This window comes from Streptomyces sp. NBC_01445 (assembly GCF_035918235.1).
Lineage (GTDB): Bacteria > Actinomycetota > Actinomycetes > Streptomycetales > Streptomycetaceae > Streptomyces.
On record NZ_CP109485.1, the window covers coordinates 6,422,456 to 6,441,931 of the forward strand.

Below are 19,476 nucleotides of genomic sequence, written 5' to 3' on the forward strand. Positions count from 1 at the left end.
TCGCTGTGAACTGCAGCGTCTCCGGAGCCCCACTCACGTCTACGCGATCGGGTTCGGCAGTGTCCCGATCAGCTGAAGGGCCCCCGCCGGGTCCGCGAGGTCCACCATCTGCTCGTTGTTGCGCAGCTGGAGCCGGTTGAGGCAGGACAGCGTGAACTCCGGGGCGAACATGTCGTACTGCCGGAATTTGTCGGCCAGTTGGGGCGCCGACGCCTGGTAGTCGCGGACGCAGTCGGCGACCGACTGCCAGAACGTGTCCTCGTCGAGTACGCCCTCCGTGACCAGGTTCGCCGCGAGGAAACGGAAGAAGCAGTCGAAGACGTCCGTGAAGATGGACAGCAGTTTCTGGTCGTCGGGGACCTCGACCCGGAGGCGTTCGACGCCCGGCGGGAGGACCGCGTCGGGGTCCATGACCGCGATCTCCTCGGCGATGTCCTTGAAGATCGCCCGCTGGACCGTGCCGTCCTCGCCGAGCACGAGGATGACGTTCTCGCCGTGCGGCATGTACACGAGGTCGTACGCGTAGAAGCTGTGCAGCAGCGGCGTGAGGTACGACCGCAGGTAGGGACGCAGCCACTCGGCGGGCGTCAGGCCCGAGCGCTCGACGAGGGCCGCGGCGAACGAGCGGCCGTCGGCGTCGACATGGAGCAGCGACGCCATCGTGGCCAGGCGCTCGCCCTCGGCCAGGGACGCGACGGGCGACTCGCGCCACAGGGCGGCGAGCATTTTGCGGTACGGGGAGTAGCGGTCGGTCGCGGCCTCGTACTCCAGGTGCCGGTAGCCGACGGCGGCGCGCTCGCGGATGATCGTCAGGCCGGTCGCCTTGAGGACCTCGTCGTTCTCGATGAGCTGCGCGAGCCAGTCGTTGATGGCGGGCGTGGCCTCCATGTACGAGGCCGAAAGGCCGCGCATGAAGCCCATGTTGATGACGGACAGGGCCGTCTTCACGTAGTGGCGGTCCGGGTGCGAGGTGTTGAAGAACGTGCGGATCGACTGCTGGGCGAGGTACTCGTCGTCGCCCTCGCCCAGGAGCACCAGGCGGCGCTGGGCGACCTCGGCCGCGAAGGTGACCGACAGCTTGTTCCACCACTGCCAGGGGTGGACGGGGATGAGCAGGTAGTCGTCCGGGTCCAGTCCCTGGGCGGTGAGCGTGGCGGCGAACCGAGCCAGGGTCTCCTCCCCGAGCTCGGCGCGCAGGTGGGACTCGTAGTCGAGCCCGACACCGGCCGTGAACGCGGCCCGCTCCCGCGTCGCCGCCAGCCAGATCAGCCGGATCGGGCTCGCGGTCTCCGGAGCGTACGAGAGGTACTCGTGGACGCCGAAGCCGAGCCGGCCGTTGTTGGCGACGAAGCAGGGGTGGCCCTCGGTCATGCCCGTCTCGATCTCCTGGAAGGAGCCGTCGCGGGCGAGGGAGGCCGCGGTGACGGGGGTTTTGGCGAGCTTGTAGCAGGTGCCGGAGAGGGTGGAGGAGATCTCCTCCAGATAGACCGGCAGGATCGCGTCGCTCAGGCCGAGCGAGGTCTTCAGCTCGATGAAGAACTCCAGGGCGCTGAGCGGGAGTTCGGAGCCGTCGCGGTGGCGCGAGATGGAGTCCGCGGACACCTGCCAGTGGTCGAGGCGCAGGCGGCGGGCGGTGAAGCGGTACTCGGTCGCGCCGTCGTCGGAGCGCACGGCGAACGGGGCCTCCCCTGCTCGAGCGGAGCCGAGAGCTTGGGGAAGATCGTCGCCGAGGGGCTCGGGGGTGAGGAGGCGCTCGTGGGTGAACTCGGCGAGTGCCTTGCGGATGAGGAGGCGGTTGGCCTCGGCCCAGCGCTCGGGGGAGAGGTGGGTGACGGCGTCGGAGAGCGTCATACGGCGGCCACCCCCGTGGCGGCGAGGAACTGCTCGCGTGTGCAGAAGCTGAGCAGCGCCTGCTTCTCCGGCTTCTGGATGACGCGGTCGGGGACGAAGCCGACGGCCTCGTTCAGGGCGTGCACGGCCTTGTTGCGCACGTCGGGCTCGACGACGACGCGCCGGGCCGCCGGGTCGGCGAACAGGAACTCCATCACCGTGGTGATCACGGCGCGGGTGAAGCCGGGGATGCGGACGTCGCTGGGCGCCGTCAGGAAGTGCATGCCGACGTCGCCGGGCTCGGGCTCGTACAGCCCGACGAGTTCGACGTGCGCCGGGTCGTAGCGCTCCATGAGGAAGGCGGGCTCGCCGTCATGGAGGCCTATGAACGCGTCGTGGTGCTCGGCGGCGGCTATCGCCATGTACTCGCGCTCCACGTCCTGCAGTTTCGCGTCCTGCATCAGCCAGAACGCGGCCTTGGGGTCGGTGACCCAGCGGTGCAGCAGCTCGGCGTCCGCGACGGGGTCGAGGGGGCGGATGCTGAAGGTGCCGGTGGGGGAGCCGGTGGGGGTGCTCATGCGGCGAACTCCTGGAACGCGATGGTCTTCTCTACGGGGTAGTACTCGCTGCCGAGCAGCTCACGGATGATGTACGCGTTGCGGTACGCGCCCATGCCCAGGTCGGGCGAGGTGATCGAGTGCGTGTGCACGCCGGCGTTCTGGACGAACACGCCACGGCCCGTGGTGTCGACGGAGTAGTTGCGGGCGAGGTCGAAGCGGCCCCGGCTGTCCCAGTTGAGCCGGTCACGGACCGGCTCCAGGAAGGCGGGCGTCTCGTACTTGTAGCCCGTGGCCAGGATCAGGCCGTCGGTGCGCAGCTCGAAGTCCTTGCCCTGCTCCTCCTGGCGCAGGCCGAGCGTGTACGTGCCGTTCTCGTAACTCGCGCTCTGGAGCGACGAGTTGGTGAGCAGTCTGGTGGGGACGGGCCCGGCCAGGTTCTTCTGGTAGAGCAGGTCGAAGATCTCGTTGATGAGGTCGCCGTCGATGCCCTTGAAGAGGTTCTTCTGCTGGGTCTCCAGACGGTAGCGGGTCTCCTCTGGCAGCGCGTGGAAGTAGTCCACGTACTCGGGGGAGGTCATCTCCAGCGTCAGCTTCGTGTATTCGAGGGGGAAGAAGCGCGGGGAGCGGGTGACCCAGTTGAGGCGGTAGCCGTGGACGTCGATCTCGCTGAGGAGGTCGTAGTAGATCTCCGCGGCGGACTGGCCGCTGCCGACGAGGGTGATCGAGTCCTTCTGCTGGAGCTCCTGCTTGTGGTGCAGATAGCGGGAGTTGTGGATCGCGTCGCCGCCGAGGCCCCGGACGGGCTCGGGGATGTGCGGCGGAGTGCCGGTGCCGAGGACGAGGCGCGGCGCGCGGTACGTCTCGCCGCCCTCGGTGCTCACGACGTACACCTCGGCGGCCTCGTCGTACGAGACCTGCGTGACGGTCGTGCCGAAGCGGATGCTGGTGAGTTTCGCGGCGGTCCAGCGGCAGTAGTCGTTGTACTCGGTCCGCAGGGGATAGAAGTTCTCGCGGATGTAGAAGGAGTACAGCCGCCCCGATTCCTTGAGGTAGTTCAGGAAGGAGTACGGGGAGGTCGGGTCGGCGAGCGTGACCAGGTCCGACATGAACGGGGTCTGGAGGTGGGCGCCTTCGAGGAACATCCCCGAGTGCCATTCGAAGTCCGGCTTGGACTCCAGGAAGACACTGTTCAGTTCGGCTATCGGTTCGGTGAGGGCGGCCAGGCCGAGGTTGAAGGGGCCGAGGCCGATCCCGATGAAGTCGAGGGGATCAGGGGACTCAGGAAGCTTCGACAAGGTTCTCTCCCAGGTACTGCTCGGCGTGGCCGGCGATCAGATCGAGGACCGCGACGATGTCGTCGACGGTGGTCTCGGGGTTGAGCAGGGTGAACTTCAGGTAGTGGCGGCCGCCCACCTTGGTGCCCGCCACGATGGCGTCGCCGGAGGCGAACAGGGCCTTGCGGGCGTACAGGTTGGCGCGGTCGATCTCGGCGGGGTCGGTGACGCAGGCCGGGATGTGGCGGAAGACGAGGGTGGACAGCTGCGGTTCGACTACGACGTCGAACCGGGGGTCTGAGGCGAGCAGCTCCCAGGCCTTGCCCGCCAGGTCGCACACCTCGTCGAAGAGCTGCCCGACACCGTCGGCGCCCATCACGCGCAGCGTCATCCACAGCTTGAGCGCGTCGAAGCGGCGGGTCGTCTGGAGGGACTTGTCGACCTGGTTGGGGATGCGCTCGGTGACCATGCGGCGCGGGTTGAGGTAGTCGGCGTGGTACGTGGCGTGCCGCAGGGTGGCCGCGCCCCGGACCAGGACGGCGCTCGAACTCACGGGCTGGAAGAACGACTTGTGGTAGTCGACGGTGACGGAGTCGGCGCGCTCGATGCCGTCGAGGAGGTGCCGGTTCTTGACGGAGGCGAGGAGCCCGCAGCCGTACGCGGCGTCGACGTGCATCCAGGTGCCGTACTGGGCGCAGAGCTCGGCGATCTCGGGGAGCGGGTCGATGGAGCCGAAGTCGGTGGTCCCGGCGGTGGCGACGACCGCCATGGGCACGAGGCCCTCCTCGCGGCAGCGCTCCAGCTCACGCGCGAGGGCGACGGTCTGCATCCGCTTGTCGCGGTCCACGGGGATGGTGACCACGGCGTCGGGGCCGAGGCCGAGGAGCGTGGCGGACTTCTTGACGCTGAAGTGGCTGACCTCGGAGGCGAACACCCGCATTTTCGTGGGGTGTTCGGCGTTCTCGGACTTCGTCTCGTCGCGGGCGAGGAGCAGCGCCTGGAGGTTGGACTGGGAGCCGCCGGAGGTGAAGACGCCGTCGGCGGCGGGGCCGAGGCCGATGCGGCTCGTGGTCCAGTCGATGAGCTTGCGCTCGATGAGGGTGCCGCCGGCGGACTGGTCCCAGGTGTCGAGGGAGGAGTTGACCGCGGAGAGGACGGCCTCGCCGACCACGGCCGGGATGACGACCGGGCAGTTGAGGTGGGCGAGGTAGCGCGGGTGGTGGAAGTAGACGGCGTCGCGGAGGTAGACCTCTTCGAGCTCGTCCAGGGCGGCGGTCGTGTCGAGGAGGGGCGTGTCCAGGTCGACGGCGTCGATCCGGGGCGAGAGCTCGTCGACCGTGACTCCGGTGAACGGCCGGTCGGTGGTGGCGAGTTTGGCCGCCACCCGCTCGATTCCCTCGGTCACGGAACGGCGGTAGTGCTCCGCGGTCGTGTCGTTGAGCAGGTGCGAGCGCATGGACGGTCCTCCGGGTGGGGGCAGGAATGCGGGTGAGCGGGAAGACGGGCGGCATGGGAAGAGGGGCGAGGTCCCAGCACCTGACTTAGGTTAGCCTAACCTAAGTTGTGCTTGCGACCCCGCCCCTCTTCAGTGGCCGGAACCTGCTGCCGGTCAGCCCTCGGCGGCCGCCTCCTGAGCCTCGGCGACGCGCAGTCCGTCCTCGCTGAGCCCCTTGCGCCAGTAGCCCACGAACGTCACCGACCGCTTGTCGTAGGCGCGTTCGCGCACGAGGTGGCGGCGCAGCTCCTTCATCGTTCCGGACTCGCCCGCGAGCCAGGCGTACGGACTCGACGCGTCCGGCAGCTCGGCGGCGCGGATCGACTCCAGCGCGGACGGCGCTTTCTCGTCACGCACGAGCCAGGTGAGGGTGACGTCGCCCGCGGTCTCGACGGCCGGGATGTCCTCGCGGTGCGGGACCTCGAGCCAGGCGTGCGCGCGCAACCCCGGAGGCAGCCAGGCGAGGATGCCGAGGGCGGCGGGCAGAGCGGTCTCGTCGCCCCACAACAGGACGTGGTCGGCGCCCTCTTGGGGGCGGCAGCGTACGGCCGTGTTGTCGGCGACAGCCGGGCCGAGGACCGTCACGCGGTCACCGGGCTTCGCCGCCTCGGCCCAGACGCAGGCGGGACCCGCGCCGCCGGGGCCGTCGTGGTGGAGCACGAAGTCGATGTCGATTTCGCCGGGTTCACCGGGCGCGCGGCGCTGCCCGCTGACCGTGTAGGAACGCATCACGGCGCGCACGTCGTCCGGGAGTGCCCGGTACGCGGCGTGCCAGGCGCGGCCGTCGTCACCCGGCTCGGCGGCCGGCAGGACGGGGGCCTCCTGGCCCGGCTGCGGCAGGAACAGCGACAGGCTCTGGTCGCGGCCTCCGGCGTGGAAGTCCACGAGGTCGGACCCCGTGAACGTGACGCGCTGCAGCGACGGACCGAGCCGCCGCGTCCGCGCTACCTGTAGGTCGAAGAATCGGAAGGGTGCGATCGCGGGGGACTCGGTCGTCGTCATCTGTGTCAGCCGACCTTCTTCGCCTTCTCGATGGCCTCGGCGAGGTCCTCGAGGATCGGGGCGCACTTGGCGTACGAGTAGATGGGCTCGGTGACGCGCGGGATGACCTGGCCGGCCTTGACGGCGGGCAGCTTCTTCCAGGTGGCCTTGTCGAGGTCGGCGGGCTGGATGGCCGACGTCCGGTTGTCCATCATGATGATGTCCGCCGGGTGGGCGTCGATGTTCTCCCAGCTGAGGTTCTCGAACCAGCCGCCGCTGGCCTTCTTCGCCTTCTCCGTGGGCTCCACGATGTTCACGCCGAGCGACTTGAAGTACTCCAGGTCGGCGGAGAGGTTGGAGCCGGAGACGTAGAAGATGTCCTGGCTCGCGGAGCCGACGAGCACCCGGATCTCGGGGCGGGCCTTGGCGGCCTTGCGCAGGCGGGCGGCCGCGTCCTCGAAGCGCTTCTTCGCCTTGACGGTCTTCTCGGCCTTCACGTCCGCGCCGAGCGACCCGGCGAGTTCGAGCAGGCGCGCCAGCGGCTGGGTCATCTGCCGGTCGTAGACGGAGATGCCGACACTCGGGGCGAGCTTCAGGATCTTGTCCGCGGACTCCTCGGGGACGTACCAGAGGGTGCCCTTCTCGTCGAACATCGTCGAGACGAGGAGGTCGGGGGAGAGCGCCGCGTACTTCTCGATCTTGAACTCGCCCCAGGTGTTGCCGATGACCGTCAGCTTGCTGACGTCCATGTCGCCGGCCTGCACGTCGGCCTTGCCGCCCTTGGTCGTCGTCGGGCCGAAGACGCCCTTGACCTCGATGCCGTAGTCGAACAGGGCGGCGGCGACACCGGTGAACGCGACGATGTTCGCCGGGATCTTGTCGCTCTTCGCCGTCGTGCCGCGGTCGTCCTTGAAGGACCAGGGGCCGGACTTGGCGCTGCCCGACTTGGCGCCCGAGCCGCTGTCCTTGGAATCGCTGCCGCAGGCGGCGAGCGCGGCTCCGAGGCCGAGGGCGCCGCCCGCGGCGAGGATGCCGCGACGGGAAGGGGTGGTGAGACGGGCATGGGGCATGACAGTGGCTGCTTTCGTGACGAACGGGGGGGGCCGCTGGCCGGATTCTGGCTTAGGTTAACCTAACCTAAGCCGTTGTCCAGAGGGCCCCCTCGTAGTCGCCGATTCAGCCCGTCAGGCCCAGCTCCCGCGCGATCAGCATCCGCTGTACCTCGCTCGTGCCCTCGCCGATCTCGAGGATCTTCGAGTCGCGCCACATGCGGGCCACCGGGTACTCGTTCATGAAGCCGTAGCCCCCGTGGACCTGGGTCGCCTCACGCGCGTTGTCCACGGCGATCGTCGACGAGTAGAGCTTGGCGAGCGCCGCCTCCTTCTTGAACGGCTCCCCGCTCACCAGCCGCGACGCCGCGTCACGCCACGCGAGGCGGGACGTGTGCGCCTTCATCTCCATGTCGGCGATCTTGAACTGGATCGCCTGGTACGAGCCGATGTTGCGGCCGAACGCGTGCCGCTCCTTGGCGTACTTCACCGACTCGTCCACACAGCCCTGGGCCAGACCCGTCGCCAGCGCGGCGATCGCGATGCGGCCCTCGTCCAGGATCCGCAGGAACTGGGCGAATCCGCGGCCCTGTTCGCCGAGCAGGTTCGCCGCCGGGACCCGTACGTCGTCGAAGTGCAGCTCACGCGTGTCCGACGCGTTCCAGCCGACCTTCGAGTACGGCGCCGCGACCGTGAAGCCCGGCGTCCCGGACGGCACGATGATCGAGGAGATCTGCGGCTTGCCCTCGGGGGAGTGGCCGGTGACCGCCGTGACGGTGACCAGACCGGTGATGTCCGTACCGGAGTTGGTGATGAAGCACTTCGTGCCGTTGATCACCCACTCGCCGGTCGCCTCGTCGACCCTCGCCGTCGTACGCGTCGCGCCCGCGTCCGAGCCGCCGTCGGGCTCGGTCAGGCCGAACGCGCCGAGGATCTCGCCGGCGCACAGCCGCGGCAGCCACTCGGCCTTCTGCTCCTCGGTCCCGAACAAATGGAGGGGCATCGCACCGAGCGAGACGCCCGCCTCCAGCGTGATCGCCACGGACGAGTCGACGCGCGCCAGTTCCTCAAGGGCGATCCCGAGGGCCAGATAGTCGCCTCCCATCCCGCCGTACTCCTCCGGGAAGGGCAGCCCGAACAGGCCCATGCGGCCCATCTCCCGCACGATCTCGTACGGGAACTCGTGCCGCTCGTAGAAGTCGCCGATCTTCGGGGCGACGACGTCGTGCGCGAACTCCTCGACGGTGCGGCGGAGTTCTTCGTGCTCGCTGCTCAGGCGGTGGTCCATCTTGTTCACTGCTCCTGTAGGGGCTGTGCCGTTTTCACGAGGGCGCGGACGGTGCGGGACGGACTGGGCCGGCCCAGTTGTTCGGCCATCCACGCGCTGGTGGCGGTGAGACGGCCGAGGTCGACCCCGGTCTCGATACCGAGGCCCTGAAGCATCCACACGAGGTCTTCGGTGGCGAGATTTCCGGTGGCGCTCTTCGCGTACGGGCAGCCGCCGAGGCCGCCTGCGGAGGCGTCCACGGTGGTCACTCCGTGCTGGAGCGCCGCGAGGGTGTTGGACAGGGCCTGGCCGTACGTGTCGTGGAAGTGCACGCCGATCGCGTTCGTCGGCACGCCCTCCTCGTTGAGCTCGGCCAGGAGCGTCTGGACGTGGCCCGGCGTCGCGACGCCGATCGTGTCGCCGAGGCTCAGCTCGTCGCACCCCATGTCCATGAGGGCCTTGGCGACCCGGACGACCTGGTGGACCGGGACGGCGCCCTCCCAGGGGTCCCCGAAGCACATGGAGAGATAGCCGCGCACATGCGCCCGGCCCTCCTTGGCGCGGGTCACGACCGGCTCGAACATGGCGAGCGCCTCGTCCACCGTCCGGTTCAGATTGGCCTTGGCGAACGACTCCGTGGCGCTGGCGAACACGGCGACGCGGCGAGCCCCGAGCGCGAGGGCCCGGTCAAGACCCCGCTCGTTCGGCACCAGGACGGGCAGGTGCGGGCGGGGCTCGATGTCCTGGAGGAGCGGGAACAGAGCTTCCGCGTCCGCCAGCTGGGGAACCCACTTGGGGTGCACGAAGCTGGTGGCCTCGATGGTGGTCAGGCCCGCGGCCGCGAGGCGGTGCACGAACTCCGCCTTCACCTCCGTGGGAACGGTCGCCTTCTCGTTCTGCAGTCCGTCGCGCGCGCCGACCTCGTGGATCCGCACGCGCGCGGGCAGATCCTGGGAGGCCACGACCATGGGCAGGGCGGTGGGCGCGGGGGAGGCGGGGGATGAGGGGGATGCGGGGGTGCTCATGCCGTCGTCTCCTCGTGCGGTGTGACGACCGCGAGGATCTGGTCCATCGCGACGGTCGTGCCCGGTGTGACGTCCAGTTCGGCCACGGTGCCGGCGTGCGGGGCGGAGATGACGTGCTCCATCTTCATCGCCTCGACCACCAACAGGCTCTGTCCGGCGACCACTTCGTCCCCCACGGCCACCTTGACGACGGTGACCGTGCCGGGCATCGGGGCGGTGAGGGAGTCGGCGCCGGAGTGCGCGGCGCCGGTCAGCGAGGCCGCCACCGGGTCGAAGTCCTGCACGTGCCAGGCGTCGCCGTCCCGGCCCAGCCAGTCGCCGGCGCGGTGGAAGGTGTGGGTGAGGCCGTCGAGGCGGACAGTGACGCTGTCGGCGCCGACCGTGCCCGTGCCCTGCGCCCGGTGAGTGACGGGCTCAAGCCCCGCGACTCGCAGGTGGAGGTCGAGGGGTGCCGGTGCGCCTCCCAGGCGCCATCCGCTGGGGACGGAGAAGGGGTCCGTCCAGCCGTCTTCCGGAGGGGCGAGGCGTGCCGCGCGTACCGCGGCCGCCGCCTCGTACACCTCCTCCGGCACCTCCCCGGAGACCAGGCCGTCGGCCTCGCGCTCCACGAGTCCCGTGTCCAGCTCGCCCGCCACCACCGCAGGGTGCGCGAGCAGCCGCCGCAGGAACCCGGCGTTCGTCGGCACGCCCAGCGTGACCGTCTCCGCGAGGGCGGCGCGCAGCTTGCGCAGGGCGGTCGCCCGGTCCGGGCCGTACGCGATGACCTTCGACAGCATCGGGTCGTACAGGCTCCCGACCTCCGTGCCCTCGCTGAGCCCCGAGTCGGTGCGCACCCCGTCGCCCTGCGGCTCGCGCAGCGAGACGACCGTGCCGCCCGACGGCAGGAAGCCGCGCGACGGGTCCTCGGCGCAGATCCTGGCCTCGACCGCGTGCCCGGTCAGCTCGATGTCGCCCTGCGCGTACGGCAGTTGCTCACCGGCCGCGACCCGCAGCTGCCACTCCACCAGGTCGACGCCCGTGATCAGCTCCGTGACCGGGTGCTCCACCTGGAGGCGGGTGTTCATCTCCATGAAGTAGTACGAGGACGGGTCGTTGCCCGGCACGATGAACTCCACCGTGCCCGCGCCGCGGTACCCGCACGAGCGGGCCGCCTGCACCGCTGCCTCGCCCATCGCCGCGCGCGTCGCCTCGTCGAGCAGGACGCTCGGCGCCTCCTCGATGATCTTCTGGTGGCGGCGCTGGAGGGAGCACTCGCGCTCGCCCAGGTGGATCACATGCCCGTGGCCGTCGGCCAGGACCTGGATCTCGATGTGCCGGGGGCGGTCGACCCAGCGCTCCACGAGGAGCGTGTCGTCGCCGAAGGAGGCGCGGGCCTCGCGGCGGGCGGCCGCGATCTCGTCGCCGAGCAGCGACTCGTCACGGACCAGGCGCATGCCCTTGCCGCCGCCGCCCGCGGACGGCTTGAGCAGTACGGGCATGCCGATCTCCCGTGCCGCGTCGGCCAGTTGGGCGTCGGTCAGGCCGCTGCCGGACGAGCCGGGCACGACCGGGACCCCGGCCGCCTGCACGGTCTCCTTGGCGCGGATCTTGTCGCCCATGAGGGAGATCGCGTCGGCGGAGGGACCGATGAAGACGAGGCCCGCGTCGGCGCAGGCCCGTGCGAAGGCTGCGTTCTCCGCCAGGAATCCGTAGCCCGGGTGGACGGCCTGCGCGCCCGTGCGCGCCGCCGCCTCGAGGAGCCGGTCCACGCGGAGATAGCTCTCGCCCGCGGGCGGCGGCCCGATGCGGACCGCCGTGTCGGCCTCGCGCACATGGCGGGCGTCGGCGTCCGCGTCGCTGTACACGGCCACCGAGCGGATGCCGAGCGCCCGCAGCGTACGGATGACGCGGACGGCGATCTCGCCGCGGTTGGCCACAAGAACGGTGTCGAACATGCTCATGGGGTCCCTCCCCTCACATCCGGAAGACGCCGAAGCCGCCGGACTTCTCCGGCAGCGGCGCGTGGGCACAGGCGGTCAGGGCGAGGCCGAGGACCTGCCGGGTCTCCAGCGGGTCGATCACGCCGTCGTCCCAGAGCCGGGCCGTCGCGTAGTAGGCGTTCCCCTGCTCCTCGTACTGCGCGCGGATCGGTGCCTTGAAGGCGTCCTCGTCCTCGGCGGGCCACTGCTCGCCGCGCGCCTCCAGCTGGTCGCGCTTGACGGTCGCGAGGACCGAGGCGGCCTGTTCGCCGCCCATGACGGAGATCTTGGCGTTGGGCCACATCCACAGGAAGCGCGGCGAGTAGGCCCGGCCGCACATCGAGTAGTTCCCCGCCCCGTACGACCCGCCGACGACGACGGTCAGCTTCGGCACGCGGGTGCTGGCGACGGCCGTGACCATCTTGGCGCCGTGCTTGGCGATCCCGCCCGCCTCGTAGTCCCGCCCCACCATGAAGCCCGAGATGTTCTGCAGGAACACCAGCGGGATGCCGCGCTGGTCGCACAGCTCGATGAAGTGCGCGCCCTTCTGGGCGGACTCGGAGAACAGGATGCCGTTGTTCGCGACGATCCCGACCGGGTGGCCGTGGATGCGGGCGAAGCCGGTGACGAGGGTCTGCCCGAACTCCGCCTTGAACTCGGCGAACCGCGAGCCGTCCACCACACGCGCGATGACCTCCCGCACGTCGTACGGGGTGCGGGAGTCGACCGGCACCGCGCCGTACAGCCCCGCCGGGTCGACCTTCGGCTCGATCGCCGGGGTGACCGACCACGGCAGCTCGCCGCGCTCCGGGAGCGTCGAGACGATCGTCCGCACGATCCGCAGCGCGTGCGCGTCGTCCTCCGCGAGATGGTCGGTGACGCCCGAGATCCGGGAGTGCACCTCGCCGCCGCCCAGCTCCTCGGCGGTGACGACCTCGCCGGTGGCGGCCTTCACCAGGGGCGGGCCGCCCAGGAAGATCGTGCCCTGATTGCGCACGATCACGGCCTCGTCGCTCATCGCCGGGACGTACGCCCCGCCCGCCGTGCACGAGCCGAGGACCGCGGCGATCTGGGGGATGCCGGCGCCCGACATCCGCGCCTGGTTGTAGAAGATCCGCCCGAAGTGCTCGCGGTCGGGGAAGACCTCGTCCTGCATCGGCAGGAAGGCGCCGCCCGAGTCGACCAGGTAGACGCACGGCAGCCTGTTCTCCAGGGCCACCTCCTGGGCGCGCAGGTGCTTCTTCACCGTCATCGGGTAGTACGTGCCGCCCTTGACCGTCGCGTCATTGGCGACGATCACGCACGCGCGGCCGCTGACCCGCCCGATCCCGGCGATCACCCCGGCGGCCGGGGCCTGGTCCCCGTACATCCCGTCGGCCGCCAGCGGCGCCAGCTCCAGGAACGGGGAGCCCGGGTCGAGCAGTGTGTCCACGCGGTCGCGCGGCAGCAGCTTGCCGCGCGCGGTGTGCCGGGCGCGGGCCCGCTCGCCGCCGCCGAGCCGGGCCGCGGCCAGCTTGCCGCGGAGCTCGTCGGCCAGCGCCTCGTGCGCCGCCTCGTTGGCCTTCCAGGCCTCCGACGCGGGATCCGCCGCGCTCGTCAGCTCCGGTGCCTCCTGCATTGCGCAGTCCCCTCGATCGGCTCTCGCTCGGTTAGTGAGCGTTAACGCGTTTCCCTCAGGTTAACGACCGCTAACGTCGCTGTCTAGAATTACCTTCATGGCCACCAGAACCGACGCCCCCACCCGCCGCGAGCAGATTCTCAAGGAGGCCGCGCGGCTCTTCGCCGAGCGCGGGTTCCACGGAGTCGGCGTCGACGAGATAGGCGCCGCGGTCGGTATCAGCGGCCCCGGGCTCTACCGTCACTTCGCGGGCAAGGACGCGATGCTCGCCGAGCTGCTCGTCGGCATCAGCGGACGGCTCCTGACCGGCGGCAAGCGCCGGCTCGCCGAGTCCGACGGCGGCGACCCCGAGGCGCTGCTCGACTCCCTCATCGAGGGCCACATCGACTTCGCCCTCGACGACCGCCCCCTGATCACCCTGCACGACCGTGAGCTGGACCGCCTGCGCGACAGCGACCGCAAGCTGGTGCGCCAGCTCCAGCGCCAGTACGTCGAGCTGTGGGTCGAGGCGGTGCGCGAGGTCTATCCGGGCCTGGTCGAGCAGCCCGCGCGTGCCGCCGTGCACGCCGTCTTCGGCCTGCTCAACTCGACCCCGCACCTCGGCAGGTCCGGCGGACTGCCCGGCCGCGAGGCGACGGCGGGGCTGCTGCACCGCATGGCGCGCGGGGCATTCGAGGCCGCGTAGGCGCCTGTCGTCAAGTTCCCGTCGTCCGCCCGCGAGGGCGGGCCGGGCGTGACGTGCGTCTCTGGACGCTCCAGAAACTGGCGGGTAACCTAAGCTGAGCAAGCGCTTAGTCGTGCAGTGATGCCGTTTCCGAAGGAGCAGGTCGTGCGCCGTACCGTTTACAACGAGGACCACGAGGCGTTCCGGGACACCATCCGCGCCTTCATCGAGGCCGAGGTCGTGCCCGTCTACGACGAGTGGTTCGCGGCCGGGCAGGCCCCGCGCGACTTCTACTACAAGCTCGCCGAGCTCGGCGTCTTCGGTATCCGCGTGCCCGAGGAGTTCGGCGGCGCCGGCATCGACTCGTACAAGTTCGAGGCCGTGATGTACGAGGAGACCTCGCGCGCGGGCGTCCAGTTCGGCGGCTCCGGCGTGCACGTGCTGCTCGGCCTGCCGTACATCAAGATGCTCGCCACCGACGAGCAGAAGAAGCGCTTCCTGCCGAAGTTCGTCTCCGGCGAGGAGATGTGGGCCCTCGCGATGACCGAGCCGGGCACCGGCTCCGACCTCGCGGGCATGAAGACCACCGCCAAGCTCTCCGAGGACGGCACGCACTACGTCCTCAACGGCGCCAAGACCTTCATCACCGGCGGCGTCCACGCCGACAAGGTGATCGTCTGCGCCCGCACCGACGCGCCCACCGCCGAGGACCGCCGCCACGGCATCTCCCTCTTCGCGGTGGACACCAAGTCCGAGGGCTACTCGATAGGCCGCAAGCTCGACAAGCTCGGCCTGAAGACCTCCGACACCGCCGAGCTGGCGTTCGTCGACGTGAAGGTCCCCGTCGAGGACCTCCTCGGCGAGGAGAACAAGGGCTTCTACTACCTCGGCCACAACCTCGCCTCCGAGCGCTGGGGCATCGCTTTCGGCGCCTACGCGCAGGCCAAGGCCGCCGTCCGGTTCGCCAAGGAGTACGTCCAGGAGCGCGCCGTCTTCGGCAAGCCCGTCGCGTCCTTCCAGAACACCAAGTTCGAACTGGCCGCCTGCCAGGCCGAGGTGGACGCCGCCGAGGCCGTCGCCGACCGCGCCCTCGAGGCCCTCGACGCGGGCGAGCTGACCCCCGCCGAGGCCGCCAGCGCCAAGCTGTTCTGCACCGAGGTCGCGCACCGCGTCATCGACCGCTGCCTCCAGCTGCACGGCGGCTACGGCTTCATGAACGAGTACCCGATCGCGCGCCTGTACGCGGACAACCGCGTCAACCGCATCTACGGCGGCACCAGCGAGATCATGAAGACGATCATCGCGAAGGACATGGGCCTGTAACCCACCCGTCCATCCGCCTTCTGTAGAACTGGCTGTATGAATCAGGCACTGGAGTCCCTGCTCGATCTGCTCGACCTCGAGCGGATCGAGCAGGACATCTTCCGCGGGCAGTCCCGCTCCGCCGTCGTCCCCCGGGTCTTCGGCGGACAGGTGGCGGCCCAGGCGCTCGTCGCCGCCGGGCGCACCGTCCCCGGCGACCGGCACGCCCACTCGCTGCACGCGTACTTCCTCGTGGCCGGTGACCCGGGCGCGCCCATCGTCTACACCGTCGACCGGATCCGCGACGGGCGCTCCTTCACCACGCGCCGCGTCGTCGCCATCCAGCACGGGCAGCCGATCTTCCATCTCTCGGCGTCCTTCCAGACGTACGAGGACGGGCTCGAGCACCAGGCGGCCATGCCGCCCGCGCCCGACCCGGAGACGCTGCCCACCGCCGCCGAGATGCTGCCGCGCTACGCCGACGCGTTCGTCGAGCCCGGCGTCGCCGAGCGGCTCCTCGAAGCGCGCGAGGCCGTCGACCTGCGGTACGTGGACGCGCCGCCGTTCGGCAGCGTCGGCACCCCGCAGGAGCCGCGCTCGCAGGTCTGGTTCCGTACGAACGGCAAACTCGACGGCGTCATCGACGAACCGCTGCTGCACGTCTGCCTCGCCACGTACGTCTCCGACATGACGCTCCTGGACTCCGTGCTGCTCGCGCACGGGCGCGGGGGATGGGCCGTGGGCGACGTGGTCGGCGCCTCGCTCGACCACGCGATGTGGTTCCACCGGCCGTTCCGCGCGGACGAATGGCTCCTGTACGACCAGGAGTCGCCGTCGGCCTCGGGCGGGCGCGGCCTCGGCCAGGCCCGCATCTACACCCGCGACGGACAGCTCGCCATCTCCGTGATCCAGGAGGGCGTCGTCCGCGTCCCGCGCTAGGGCCTCTCGTCCGGATCAGGCCGGCGTGGTTCGCGGCGCGTGGCGATCGGACATACCGTCACCTGCATGGGCACGAGCGCTGAGCAGAGTGGGACGGCCGGGGACACGGAGGAGAACGGCGGGGGCGAGAGCGTCGCCACCGTTCTCGTCGCGGCCGCGGCCAACCTCGGGATCGCCCTCGCCAAGGCCGTCGCCGGCATCATCAGCGGGTCGAGCGCCATGCTCTCGGAGGCCGCCCACTCGGTCGCCGACACGGTCACCGAGGTGCTGCTGCTCACCGCGCTGAAGCGGAGCGAGAAGCCCGCGGACGAGGAACACCCCCTCGGCTACGGGCCCGAGCGCTACATCTGGGCCATGCTCGCCGCCGTCGCCACCTTCGTCGGCGGCGCCGTCTTCTCGATCTACGACGGCATCCACACCCTGATCGCCGGCGAGGAGCTCGGCAACCCGCTCATCTCGTACATCGTCCTCGCCCTCGCCTTCCTCCTGGAGGGCTTCTCGCTGCGTACGGGCATCAAGCAGGTCCGGGGCGAGGCCGAGCGCATGGGGGCGCCCGTGGGCCGGTATCTGCAGCGCACTCCCGACACCGCCGTCAAGGCCGTCGTCATGGAGGACTCGGCCGCCCTCGTCGGCCTGGTCCTTGCCGCGGGCGGACTGCTCGGCGGTCAGCTCACCGGCTCCGGCGTCTGGGACGCCATCGCCTCCCTGTGCATCGGCGCCCTGCTCCTGTACGTCGCCTGGGTCCTCGGACGGTCCAACGCCGAACTCCTCATCGGGCGCCCGCTGCCCAAGCCGGTCCGCCTGGAGATCCGCGAAATCCTCGCAGGCGTCGAGCACATCGAGGCCGTACTCGAACTGACCACCCTCGTCCAGGGGCCGCGCGAGGCGCTCGTCGCGGCGAAGGTCGACCTGCGCGACACCTCCACCGCCGCGCAGATCGAGTGGGCCTGCGAGGAGGCGGCCCGCCGGCTGCGCGAGCGGTTCCCGAACGTGACCCGGGTCTACCTCGACCCGACGCCCGGTTTCGCGCAGCGGCGCGAGGAGGGGCTCAACCCGTGGGGCTGAGGCCCGCCGCGTCGAGGAGATACGCCGTCATCGGGTCGTAGTGGCGCGGGCTCGTGACGTGGTCGTCGAGCGGCACCGTCACCTGAAGGGTGCCCTCCGCCTCGCCGATGAACAGCGCCGGGTCGTTGCAGTCCGCGTAACCGATGGAGTCGATCCCGCGCTGGCCCGCGCAGCCCGCCCAGCCGTGGTCGGCGACGACCAGGTTCGGCAGGGCGCGCTCCTCGCGCTCCAGGCCGTCGAGGATCCGCGCCATGGGGTCCGGGGAATGCGTGTGCCACAGCGTCGCACCGCGCTCCAGCATCGCCACGTCCGCGAACTGGAAGACCATGCCCTCGTCCGTGGAGAGGCCCTCGGGGATCACGACGATCTCGCAGCCCGCCGCGCGCAGCGCCGCGGCCGTCGCGCGGTGCACGTCGAGGAGGCCGCCCGGGTGCCCGGTCGCGAACAGGACGCGCTCCTTGCCGGCCGCCGCCTTGCGCAGCCGGGCGCCCATGCGCTCCAGGGCGTCGACCGTGAGCTGCGGGTCGATGGTGTCCTGGCCGAAGCGGTACTCGGGATCGTCGTTCACACCGCAGCGCTCCGCCATCACCGCGAGGACGTCCTGCTCGTCGGTCCAGCGGTCGCCGAGCTCCAGGCCGAGCCAGTAGTGGCGGTCGCCGTTCGCGAGCCTGCGGTAGTGGGAGAGGTTGTTGTCGCGGGGTGTGGCCACGTCGCCCGCGATGCGGGTCCGGATCAGATGGTCGACGAGCGCGGCGCGGCTGGGGGTCCCGGGTATCGGCATGCACCCCATTGTGCCGTCGGGCGCTGTGACGGGCCCCGATGTCCCGGGGGGTGGGACGGGCGTCACTCTGCGTGGCGCAGAGCGAACCACAGTTCCATGCGCACATCGGGGTCGTCCAGGTCGGTGTCCAGGAGCGTCGCGCACTTCGCGATGCGCTGACGCACGGTGTTGCGGTGGACGGCGAGCGCGGTGGCCGTACGGTCCCAACTCCCGTGCAGGGAAAGCCAGGTACGCAGCGTCTCGGTCAGCGCGGGCGTGTGGGAGATCGGGCCGAGGAGTGTCCGGGCGTGGGCCGTCGCCTCCCCGGGGTCCAGGAGCGAGGCGAGTCCCCGCGCGTCCGCGTGGTGGTGGACGAGCGGGGCATGGGTCGCCCTCGCCCGCGTCAGGGCGCGGGACGCCTGCGCGTCGGCCGCCGCCAGGTCCTCCGTGGGAGCCGCGCCGCTCACCCCCATCACCCAGCCCTCCTGGGCGATGACCTCCTGGTCCGCGGGGAGCAGGGCGCGTACGAGGGAGTCGGTGGTGTCGACCAGGGGCGTGCCGAGGGAGACGGGCGGCGGGGACGGACCGTCCGGCGCGGCGTGGACCACCCGCCAATTGCCGTCGCCGAGCAGCGCCGCGACACCGGCCGGCTCCTCGCCGAACAGGAGCCGGACCAGGGCGGCCGAGCGCGCCCCCTCGGCCGTCGTCTGGTGTTCGCCCGTGAGCAGGGAGAGGAGGACCACGGCGACCCCCGCGATCGTGTGGTCGCCGGGGTCGCGCTGCCCGACCGCCGTCCCCAGCGCGTAACCCTGGCCGCCGCCCAGCGCGTAGGCGGCCAGATGCGAGCCGCCCACCGTGTCCGCCGCCGACGTGGGCGCGGGGAAGAGGCGCGTCTCGCCGGGGCGCACGATCCGCATCAGCTGGACCATCGCCGCGCTCACCTCGGCCGTCGGCTCGGGGCCCGCCCGGCCGACCTCCGAGCCGTCCGGCGCGGTGAGCACCGCCCAGCCGCCGGTGCGCTGCGCCAGCTGCCGCAGCACCGCGGGCACCGGATAGGGGCGCGCCGCCGCCGTGGCGAGGCCCTGCTGCGCCTCGCTGACGCGGCGCAGTTCCGCGTGGCGCGCCTGGGCCATCAGCTGCCACACCGCGCGCGTCACCCCGCTGAACGTGGAGTGCGGCGGCACCTCGAGGAGCGGCAGGCCGTGCCGCTCGCAGGCCTCGACCAGGGCGCGCGGCACCGTGTCGTGCACCGGCGCGACGCCGAAGCCGAGAGCCGCCCCGCCCGCCGCGACGATCCGCGCCACGTAGTCGTCGTAATAGGGACCCGTGCCCGCCGACTCCGTCGCGTGCACCCCGGCGGTCAGCAGCAGCTCACCGCCGAGCAGATACGGGTACGGGTCGGCCATCTCGGACGTGTGCGCCCAGTGGATCACCGTGTCGGGGCCGACGGGCGGGCCCGCGATCTGGCGCAGGCCCAGGTCCTCGCGGGCGAGCAGCGCGGTGAGCGGCACCGGCGGGGTGGGCGGAACGGCCGGTGCGGGAGGGCCTGAGGGGCCCGCCGTCGGCCGGGTTGCGTCCGGCATGGTGGATGTTTCCTCCATCCAGTCGCGGGAGAGTGGATAAAAAGTACACTTCAGCGTTGCTTTCAGGCCACCTAAGGTCGTGCCGACCGCAGGCCTCGGGTACGGG

At 70.9% G+C, this 19,476-nt stretch carries 16 protein-coding genes; 4 read left to right on the forward strand and 12 right to left on the reverse strand.

Annotated elements, in window-relative coordinates; genetic code table 11:
• Window positions 1-39 precede the first annotated feature (39 nt).
• From OG574_RS29310 to OG574_RS29355, 10 genes are all read right to left on the reverse strand, one after another.
• Window positions 40-1,851 carry an IucA/IucC family protein gene (locus OG574_RS29310; protein WP_326775644.1) on the reverse strand — a complete coding sequence of 604 codons (1,812 nt, stop codon included), beginning with the start codon at window positions 1,849-1,851 and terminating at the stop codon, window positions 40-42.
• A complete protein-coding gene (locus tag OG574_RS29315) occupies window positions 1,848-2,408 on the reverse strand; it encodes a GNAT family N-acetyltransferase (RefSeq protein WP_326775645.1) in 561 nt (186 codons plus the stop codon). The genes OG574_RS29310 and OG574_RS29315 overlap by 4 nt, the downstream gene beginning before the upstream one ends.
• Entirely contained in the window at window positions 2,405-3,685 is a 1,281-nt protein-coding gene (locus OG574_RS29320; protein WP_326775646.1) for a lysine N(6)-hydroxylase/L-ornithine N(5)-oxygenase family protein, read from the reverse strand. The genes OG574_RS29315 and OG574_RS29320 overlap by 4 nt, the downstream gene beginning before the upstream one ends.
• The gene (desA, locus tag OG574_RS29325) at window positions 3,669-5,120 is read right to left on the reverse strand and encodes a lysine decarboxylase DesA (protein ID WP_326775647.1); all 1,452 of its coding nucleotides are present in this window, start codon (window positions 5,118-5,120) and stop codon (window positions 3,669-3,671) included. Before desA ends, OG574_RS29320 begins: the two co-directional genes overlap by 17 nt.
• Window positions 5,121-5,273: 153 nt before the next feature.
• Entirely contained in the window at window positions 5,274-6,161 is an 888-nt protein-coding gene (locus OG574_RS29330) for a siderophore-interacting protein (protein WP_326775648.1), read from the reverse strand.
• Between the two features lie 5 nt (window positions 6,162-6,166).
• Complete coding sequence (locus OG574_RS29335) at window positions 6,167-7,210, reverse strand: ABC transporter substrate-binding protein (RefSeq protein ID WP_326775649.1); 1,044 nt, start codon at window positions 7,208-7,210, stop codon at window positions 6,167-6,169.
• Window positions 7,211-7,316: 106 nt separating this feature from the next.
• Complete coding sequence (locus OG574_RS29340) at window positions 7,317-8,477, reverse strand: acyl-CoA dehydrogenase family protein (protein WP_326775650.1); 1,161 nt, start codon at window positions 8,475-8,477, stop codon at window positions 7,317-7,319.
• Window positions 8,478-8,482: 5 nt separating this feature from the next.
• Window positions 8,483-9,481, reverse strand: coding sequence for a hydroxymethylglutaryl-CoA lyase (locus OG574_RS29345; protein WP_326775651.1), 999 nt, complete (start codon window positions 9,479-9,481; stop codon window positions 8,483-8,485).
• On the reverse strand, window positions 9,478-11,415 hold the full coding sequence (locus OG574_RS29350) for an acetyl/propionyl/methylcrotonyl-CoA carboxylase subunit alpha (RefSeq protein WP_326778665.1): 1,938 nt from the start codon (window positions 11,413-11,415) through the stop codon (window positions 9,478-9,480). The genes OG574_RS29345 and OG574_RS29350 overlap by 4 nt, the downstream gene beginning before the upstream one ends.
• Window positions 11,416-11,434: 19 nt before the next feature.
• Entirely contained in the window at window positions 11,435-13,057 is a 1,623-nt protein-coding gene (locus OG574_RS29355) for a carboxyl transferase domain-containing protein (RefSeq protein WP_100594092.1), read from the reverse strand.
• A 97-nt stretch (window positions 13,058-13,154) separates the two neighbouring features.
• Here OG574_RS29355 and OG574_RS29360 point away from each other — a divergent pair, with 97 nt between their 5' ends.
• From OG574_RS29360 to OG574_RS29375, 4 genes are all read left to right on the forward strand, one after another.
• Window positions 13,155-13,742: an SACE_7040 family transcriptional regulator gene (locus OG574_RS29360; RefSeq protein WP_100594093.1), complete on the forward strand. Its 588-nt coding sequence runs from the start codon at window positions 13,155-13,157 to the stop codon at window positions 13,740-13,742.
• Window positions 13,743-13,886: 144 nt separating this feature from the next.
• Window positions 13,887-15,044, forward strand: a complete 1,158-nt coding sequence (locus OG574_RS29365) for an acyl-CoA dehydrogenase family protein (protein ID WP_100594312.1) — start codon at window positions 13,887-13,889, stop codon at window positions 15,042-15,044.
• Between the two features lie 36 nt (window positions 15,045-15,080).
• Window positions 15,081-15,962 carry an acyl-CoA thioesterase gene (locus tag OG574_RS29370; RefSeq protein ID WP_326775652.1) on the forward strand — a complete coding sequence of 294 codons (882 nt, stop codon included), beginning with the start codon at window positions 15,081-15,083 and terminating at the stop codon, window positions 15,960-15,962.
• A 66-nt stretch (window positions 15,963-16,028) separates the two neighbouring features.
• Window positions 16,029-17,027: a cation diffusion facilitator family transporter gene (locus tag OG574_RS29375; RefSeq protein WP_326775653.1), complete on the forward strand. Its 999-nt coding sequence runs from the start codon at window positions 16,029-16,031 to the stop codon at window positions 17,025-17,027.
• On the opposite strand, the gene OG574_RS29380 is transcribed toward OG574_RS29375, so the two are convergent.
• The gene (locus tag OG574_RS29380; RefSeq protein WP_100594314.1) at window positions 17,011-17,808 is read right to left on the reverse strand and encodes a phosphatase; all 798 of its coding nucleotides are present in this window, start codon (window positions 17,806-17,808) and stop codon (window positions 17,011-17,013) included. The genes OG574_RS29375 and OG574_RS29380 overlap by 17 nt on opposite strands.
• A gap of 62 nt (window positions 17,809-17,870) precedes the next feature.
• Window positions 17,871-19,370: a PucR family transcriptional regulator ligand-binding domain-containing protein gene (locus tag OG574_RS29385; protein WP_326775654.1), complete on the reverse strand. Its 1,500-nt coding sequence runs from the start codon at window positions 19,368-19,370 to the stop codon at window positions 17,871-17,873.
• Window positions 19,371-19,476 lie beyond the last annotated feature (106 nt).